The sequence below is a fragment of the Frigidibacter albus genome (genome assembly GCF_009908165.1).
Lineage (GTDB): Bacteria > Pseudomonadota > Alphaproteobacteria > Rhodobacterales > Rhodobacteraceae > Frigidibacter > Frigidibacter albus.
Genome location: NZ_JAAAUC010000005.1, coordinates 311,397 through 318,621, shown reverse-complemented (window position 1 = coordinate 318,621; position 7,225 = coordinate 311,397). Strand labels below are relative to the sequence as shown.

The 7,225-nt window shown below is 68.5% G+C and carries 6 protein-coding genes; 5 read left to right on the top strand and 1 reads right to left on the bottom strand.

The features are described 5' to 3' along the window. Positions 1-148 precede the first annotated feature (148 nt). The 3 genes from GVY41_RS10325 to GVY41_RS10315 are packed head-to-tail and all read left to right on the top strand — an operon-like array spanning position 149 to position 2,501. Complete coding sequence (locus GVY41_RS10325) at positions 149-1,045, top strand: 2-dehydro-3-deoxygalactonokinase (protein WP_161656892.1); 897 nt, start codon at positions 149-151, stop codon at positions 1,043-1,045. After that, positions 1,042-1,647: a 2-dehydro-3-deoxy-6-phosphogalactonate aldolase gene (locus GVY41_RS10320; RefSeq protein WP_161346062.1), complete on the top strand. Its 606-nt coding sequence runs from the start codon at positions 1,042-1,044 to the stop codon at positions 1,645-1,647. The genes GVY41_RS10325 and GVY41_RS10320 overlap by 4 nt, the downstream gene beginning before the upstream one ends. Continuing rightward, complete coding sequence (locus GVY41_RS10315) at positions 1,644-2,501, top strand: SMP-30/gluconolactonase/LRE family protein (RefSeq protein WP_161346060.1); 858 nt, start codon at positions 1,644-1,646, stop codon at positions 2,499-2,501. The genes GVY41_RS10320 and GVY41_RS10315 overlap by 4 nt, the downstream gene beginning before the upstream one ends. Before the next feature lie 95 nt (positions 2,502-2,596). Here the strand turns inward: GVY41_RS10315 and GVY41_RS10310 are convergent, their stop codons facing one another. Beyond that, on the bottom strand, positions 2,597-3,646 hold the full coding sequence (locus GVY41_RS10310; protein ID WP_161346058.1) for an aldose epimerase family protein: 1,050 nt from the start codon (positions 3,644-3,646) through the stop codon (positions 2,597-2,599). A 177-nt stretch (positions 3,647-3,823) separates the two neighbouring features. On the opposite strand from GVY41_RS10310, the gene GVY41_RS10305 reads away from it, so the two are divergent. Next, positions 3,824-5,200 (top strand): aspartate aminotransferase family protein, encoded by a 1,377-nt coding sequence (locus GVY41_RS10305; protein WP_161346056.1) that lies wholly within the window; start codon positions 3,824-3,826, stop codon positions 5,198-5,200. Positions 5,201-5,710: 510 nt separating this feature from the next. Next, positions 5,711-7,225: a 4-hydroxyphenylacetate 3-hydroxylase family protein gene (locus tag GVY41_RS10300; RefSeq protein ID WP_161346054.1), complete on the top strand. Its 1,515-nt coding sequence runs from the start codon at positions 5,711-5,713 to the stop codon at positions 7,223-7,225.

Sequence of the window (7,225 nt, the reverse complement as noted above, 5' to 3'; positions counted from 1 at the left end):
CATGGCGGCCCCTATCCCGCCAGCACCAACTTCGGCGCCACCAGCGTCGGCACCCTCTCCATCCGCCGCTTCATGCGCCCGGTCTGCTTCCAGAACCTGCCCGACGCGCTGCTGCCGGAAGACGTGCGGGGGTAAGGCGGCCATGACCGTGACGGCTGACTGGATCGCTGTGGACTGGGGCACCTCGCAGCTGCGGGTCTGGGGGATGGCGGGGGGCCGCGTGCTCGCCGCCGCCAGCTCCGATGACGGCATGGGCCGGCTGACCCCCGAGGGGTTCCAGCCGGCCCTGCTGCGGCTGATCGAGCCCTGGCTGACGGAGGGCCGGCAGATGCCGGTCATCGCCTGCGGCATGGTCGGGGCGCGCCAAGGCTGGGCCGAGGCGCCCTACCGCCCGGTGCCCTGCGCGCCCGTCGCCCCGGGCCTGCTGATGCCCGTCGCCGCTGATCCGCGGCTGGCCGTCCGCTTCGTGCCCGGCCTGTCGCAGCGCAAGCCAGCCGCCGATGTGATGCGCGGTGAGGAGACCCAGATCGCGGGGGTTCTGGCGACGCTGCCCAATTTCGACGGCATCATCTGCCTGCCCGGCACCCATACCAAATGGGCGCATCTCAGCGCGGGCGAGGTGGTCAGCTTCCAGACCTTCCTGACCGGCGAGATGTTCGCGCTGCTGGCCGGCCAGTCGGTGCTGCGCCATTCGGTCGGCGCATCGGGCTGGGACGATGCCGCCTTTGCCGAAGCCGTGGCCGATGCGCTGACATCGCCCGCCCGGGTCTCGGCCCGGCTGTTCGGGCTCAGGGCCGAGGCGCTGCTGGCGGAGCTTGCGCCCGAAATCGCTCGCGCCCGGCTGTCGGGCCTGCTGATCGGCGCCGAACTCGCCGCCGCGCGGCCCTATTGGCTGGGGCAACGGGTGGTGATCGTCGCCGCCGATGGCATCGCCCACGCCTATGCCGCCGCCTTGGCGGCGCAGGGCGTACAGGCAGAATTGCTGCCCGCCGAACAGATGACCCTTGCCGGCCTGACGCTGGCGCAAGCCGGAGACAGACCATGAGCCGCAAGCTGATTGCCATCCTGCGCGGGATTACCCCCGCCGAAGCGCTGCCGGTGACCGAGGCGCTGATCGCCGCCGGCATCACCCGGATCGAGGTGCCGCTGAACTCGCCGGACCCGCTGCAGTCCATCGCCGCGATGGCGCAGGCCTTCGGGGCCGAGGCGCTGATCGGGGCGGGGACGGTGCTGACGCCGGCCGATGTGCATGCGGTGAAGGCCGCGGGCGGGCAGCTGATCGTCTCGCCTAATGCCGACGCGGCGGTGATCGAGGCGACCAAGCGCGCGGACATGCAAAGCTGGCCGGGCGTCCTGACCCCTACCGAATGCTTCGCCGCGCTGGCGGCAGGGGCGGACGGGCTGAAGATCTTCCCGTCCTTCCTGATGGGCACCGAGGGGTTGGCCGCGATCCGCGCCGTGCTGCCCGCCGGGACCGAGGTCTTCGCCGTCGGCGGCGTCGGCCCGCAGAACTTCGACGCCTGGCGCCGCGCCGGGGCCAGTGGCTTCGGCATCGGCACCGCGCTCTATGCGCCCGGCCGCAGCGCCGTCGACATCGCCGCCCGCGCCGCCGATCTGGTCGCGGCCTATGACGCGGTGATGCAATGAGCTCGCTGGTCTATGACTCGCGCCCTTGCGAGCTGGGGGAGGGCGCGCTGTGGCACCCCGAACGCGGCCAGCTGTTCTGGTTCGACATCCTCGGCCGCCGGTTGCTGAGCCAGGACGGCAATGGCGCGCTTGCCTGGCAGATGACCGAACGCTGTTCCGCCGCCGGCTGGGTCGACCATGACACGCTGCTGATCGCCTCGGAAACCGCGCTCTTCCGGTTCGACCTGCCCACCGGCGAGCGCACCGATCTGGTGGCGATGGAGGCGGACAACCCTTTGACGCGCTCCAACGACGGGCGGGCCGATCCCTGGGGCGGGTTCTGGGCCTCGACCATGGGCCTGCAAGCCGGCAAGGGGCAGGGCGCGATCTACCGTTACTATGATGGCGAGTTGCGCCAGCTGTTCGACGGCCTGACCATCCCGAACGCGATCTGCTTCGGGAGCGGCTTCGCGCATTACGCCGACACGGGCGAGAGCAAGATCTACCGCGTGGCGCTGGATGCGGGTGGCTGGCCCGACGCGGAGCCGGAGTTGTTCCTCGACCTTGGCCCCGAGGGGCTGAACCCCGATGGCGCGGTGATCGACGCCGACGGCACCCTCTGGGTCGCGCTCTGGGGCGCGGGCAAGGTCGCGGCCTATGCGCCGGACGGCACATTCCTGCGCGCGGTGGAGACCGGCGCGCCGCATACGACCTGCCCGGCCTTCGGCGGCGCCGGGCTGCGCACGCTGTTCGTGACCTCGGCGCTGGAGGGGCTGAGTGCCCGCGCGCTGGAAGATGCTCCGCATTCGGGGTTGGTGCTGTCGGAGCCGGATGTGGCGACGGGGCGGGCAGAGCCTGCGGTGGTGCTGGACTGATCGCGGGATAGCGGCCAGCGCCGGGGGGCCTTCTGCCCCCCGGACCCCCCCGAGGATATTTTCAAAAGGCAAAGGGAAAGACGCGGCCCGCGGGCTCAGCTTGCCGAGAAGGTGAAGCGGGTTTCGTGGCGGTAGGTTTCACCCGGCATCAGGCGGCAATTGGGGAAATGCGCGTGGCTGGGGGCGCCGGGGAAGGCCTGGCTTTCCAAGGCGATTCCCGCATGGCGCATCAGCCGCGAGCCGGCCTTGGCAGATGTGCCCTCGGGCAGCATCCCGCCAGCATAGACCTGCAGGCCCGGCTCGGTCGTCGCCACCTCCATCCGCCGGCCCGAGGCGGGGTCTTCCAGCACCGCCGCCAGATGCAGCCCGCCGCTGCCGCGCCCGCTGCCCTGCGGCAGGCAGAAGTTGTGATCGGGGCCATGCGGCGCGATCCCGGCCGAGGCCATCGCCTGCACCACCTCGCCGATGCGGGGGCCGGTGCGCAGGTCGAAGGGCGTGCCCTCCACCGACAGGATCTCGCCCGTGGTCAGCAGGCCCGGCCCGACCGGTGTGTAGAACGCGGCGGGCACCGTCAGCCGCTGGTCCAGCACCGTCCCCGCCCCCGCCATGTTGAAATACGAATGATGCGCCATGTTCATCACCGTCGGCCGGTCACTCTGCGCCTCCATCACCACCGACAGCGCGGTGGCGCTCAGCCGGTAGGTCACGCGCAGGGTGCAGCGGCCGGGATAGCCCATCTCGCCATCGGCGGATTCAGCGGTGAAGGTGACCGAGGTCCCGGTCCGGTCCTCGACCTGCCACAGCTTGCGGTCGAAGCCGGCACTGCCGCCATGCAGGTGATTGCCGCGCTCGTTGCAATCGACGCGGTGGTCGGTGCCGTTCAGCCGGAAGCGGCCCCCGGCGATGCGGTTGGCCACCCGTCCGCAGGTCGCGCCCAGATAGGCGTCCGAGGCGAGGTAACCCTCGATCCCGTCGAACCCCAGCACCACATCGGCCAGCGTGCCGTCCCGGTCCGGAACGGCCAGCGCCACCAGCCGCGCGCCATAGGGGATCAGCCGCGCTCGCAGCGGGCCTGCCGCCAGCACCACCTCGGGCACCGGGGCGCCGTCCAGATGCCCGAAAATCCGCTCCGACCTTGCCGTCATCTGGCCCCGCCCTTCGCCCGCAATCGCCGCTGACCAGAGCCGCGCCGCGCGGCGCCGTCAACCACCGGCGCCCAAAAGCGCGCATTCCTTTGGCCTGGTGTCGCAAAACGGCATGGCACGGGGGGCCATTGCCCTGCTATCCAAGATGGATCCCCGCAGGAACCAAGGACCCGCCCCATGACCCAGCTCTCGAATTCGCTTGCCGCCGCCGATCTTGCCACCAGCCTGCATCCCTATACCGATGCCCGCGCGCTGGAGGAGAAGGGCCCGATCATCATCGCCCGCGGCGAGGGGATCCATGTCTGGGACACGGCCGGCAACAAGTATATCGAGGGGCTGGCGGGGCTGTGGTCGGTCGCCGTGGGCTTTGGCGAAAAGCGCCTTGCCGATGCCGCCTACAAGCAGATGACCCTTCTGCCCTATTACCACATCTTCGCCGCCAAGGCGCATGAGCCGTCGATCCGGCTGGCCGAAAAGCTGGTGGAAATCTCGCCCGAACCGCTGACCCGGGTGTTCTACACCAATTCGGGGTCCGAGGCGAATGACACCGTGGTCAAGCTGGTCTGGTACATGAACAACGCGCTTGGCCGGCCGGCCAAGAAGAAGTTCCTGGCCCGCAACAAGGGCTATCATGGCATCACCATCGCCTCGGGCAGCCTGACCGGCCTGCCCAACAACCACCGCGACTTCGACCTGCCGGCGATCCCGGTCGTGCATCTGACCTGCCCGCATTTCTACCGCTTCGGGCTGGAGGGCGAGACGGAAGCCGAGTTCACCGCGCGGCTGCTGGCCGAATTGGAGGCGGTGATCGAACTGGAGGGCGCCGACACCATCGCCGCCTTCATCGGCGAGCCGCTGATGGGCGCGGGCGGGGTGATGGTGCCGCCGACCGGCTATTGGCCGGGGGTGGAGGCGATCTGCCGCAAGCACGATATCCTGATGGTCTCGGATGAGGTCATCAACGGCTTTGGGCGCACCGGGGGCCGCTTTGGCTGCGAGACCTACGGCTTCACGCCCGACATCATGACCGTGTCCAAGCAGATCACCTCCAGCTACATGCCGCTGGCCGCGGTGCTGTTCACCGAAGAGATCTATGATGCCATCGCCGACAACAGCCACAAGATCGGCACCTTCGGCCATGGTTACACCGCCTCGGGCCACCCGGTCGCCACCGCGGTCGCGCTGGAGAACATCGCGATCCTGGAAGAGCGGGACCTGATGGGTGCCGCGAACCGGCTGGGCCCGCGCCTGCAGGCGGGGCTGCGCCAGTATGCGGACCACCCGCTGGTCGGCGAGGTGCGCGGCGCCGGCCTCATCGCCGGGATCGAGCTGGTGGCCGACAAGGCGACCAGGGCCCCCTTCACCCCCATCGGCCGTGTCGGCGCGCAGGCGGCGATCTTCGGCCATGCCGAGGGGCTGATCTTCCGCGCCGTCGGCGACACGCTGGCGCTGTGCCCGCCGCTGATCGTGACCGAGGCGGATATCGACGAGATCGTCGAGAAGATGGGCCGCGCGCTGGACCGCACCGCGGAGTGGCTGGCCGCGCAGGGGTGAGTCCCTTGGGGGAGGGCGCTTGCCCGCATGCTTGCCCCCGTCTCCTTGGCGAAGGCCATCGCCTTCGCCACTCACCGCCATCTCATCTTGCACCGGACGGGGGCAAAGCCCCCGGCCAGCGCCCGCCCTCCCGGCCCGGCCACGGGCCGGGCGTTCTTCGCGGAAATCCTCCAGTGGAGGATTTCTTGTCGCTCATCACCCCTCGGCGGGCGCTTCTCGCCCGCCAGGTCGGGCGCTGTCCTCAGTCGGTCGCGTGCGGCCAAAGGCTCCGGGGGAGGCGTCCCGCGCGGGCGGGGCGAGGCAGTGCGTCGCCTGATCCCGCCCGAACGTGCCAGAACCATGCGGCAAATCGTATGTATGACATACATACGGGTTCTGTATGGTTTCCATATCCCACTGCAGCGCCCCCTGATTAGGCCCAGCCTAACCCGTGCTGCGGAAATGACTGCTTTGCACCTACGCCGTGCTGCCGCAGTCTGGCTCCAGTGAATCCCCGCAAGGAGCCCCCGCATGATCCGCACCGGCGCAGAGTACATCGACTCGATCCGCGATGGCCGCCTTGTCTATGTGAATGGCGAGAAGGTCGCCGATGTGCCCTCGCATCCGATGTTCAAGCCGCTGGTCGATATCCGCGCCCGCATCTACGACATGGCCCATGACCCGGCCACGCGCGAGGTGATGACCGTCACGAAAGACGGTGAAATCAATGCGATAGGCAGCGCTCTGCCCTACACGCAGGCCGATTGGTGGGCCAAGCGCCGCGCCACCGATGCCGTGCTCGAGGATGTCGGCGGCATCGTCACCCGCGTCGGCGACGAGACGGTGGGCGAGATGTGGTCGCTGTTCGACGGGCAGGACGTGCTGGCCGAGATCGACCCGCAATTCGCCCGCAATATCGAAACCCATATCGGCAAGGTCTTGAAAACAGACCCGTTTCACGTCTCGGCCAATACCGATCCCAAGGGCGACCGCTCCAAGGCGCCGCAGGATCAGGACCCCGACATGCTGCTGCATGTGGTGCGCGAAACCGATGCCGGCATCGTGGTGCGCGGCGCCAAGTACGAAACCGCCGCCGCCTATGCCAATCAGGCCTTCACCAAGCCGACCATCGCCAATTGGGGCAATGACACGCTGTCGGACTATGCCGTTGGATTCATTTGCGATCTTGGCAGCCCGGGGCTGAAGTTCATCTGCCGCACCGGCTTTGCCGGCCGCGCCCCGACCGAGGATTACCCGCTCTCGAACCGCTTTGACGAGGTCGATACCATCGTCATCTTCGACGATGTGCTGATCCCGTGGGAGAATGTGCTGTTCTACCGCCACACCCGCGCGGCGATGTTCATCCGCGCCACCCTGCACCGCTATTCCGCCTTCGCCTTCGTGCAGCGCAACCTGAAACTGGCCGACATGATGATCGGCGCCGCCCTGTTCAACGCGCGCCAGACCGGGCTCGACAAACAGCAGGCGGTGCAGGAAAAGCTAAGCCAGCTGGCGGTTTACCGGGAAGGGATCAACGCCCACCTCACCGCTGCCATCGCCCTTGGCGAGCGCTCGCCGGCTGGCCTGATGATGCCGAACCAGTCGCTGCTCTATACCGGCCGCGTCCTCGCCTGCTCGCAACTGCACGAGATGATGCACATCGCGCGCGAGCTCTGCGGCGGCCAGATCTGCGTCACGCCCGACGCCGCCAGCTTCCGCCATCCCGAGACGAAACCCTGGATGGACAAGTACTACACCATCAATGACGAATGGGTCGCCGATGACCGCCGCAAGCTCTTGGCCTTCGCCCGCGACATGCTGAACTCCGACTATGCCGGCCACCGCCTGACCTTCCAGCTCTTCGCCCAATCGCCGCCCTTTGCACATCTTGCCGCAGTTTATCGCAATTTCGACTGGGACGGCCCGCTGGCGTTCGTGAAAGAGGCAGCCGGCCTGTCGGACCGGGTGATGGGCGAGAAAACCCTGACGCGCGGCGACAGCACCGTGTCCAAGTGGTTCTCGATGGACCGCAAGGCCGCGGAATAA

Excerpts from the sequence above, each read along its gene's own strand:
- GVY41_RS10300 (WP_161346054.1), top strand. The coding sequence starts at position 5,711 with ATGATCCGCACCGGCGCAGAGTACATCGACTCGATCCGCGATGGCCGC.
- GVY41_RS10305 (WP_161346056.1), top strand. The coding sequence starts at position 3,824 with ATGACCCAGCTCTCGAATTCGCTTGCCGCCGCCGATCTTGCCACCAGC.
- GVY41_RS10320 (WP_161346062.1), top strand. The coding sequence starts at position 1,042 with ATGAGCCGCAAGCTGATTGCCATCCTGCGCGGGATTACCCCCGCCGAA.
- GVY41_RS10315 (WP_161346060.1), top strand. The coding sequence starts at position 1,644 with ATGAGCTCGCTGGTCTATGACTCGCGCCCTTGCGAGCTGGGGGAGGGC.
- GVY41_RS10310 (WP_161346058.1), bottom strand. The coding sequence starts at position 3,646 with ATGACGGCAAGGTCGGAGCGGATTTTCGGGCATCTGGACGGCGCCCCG.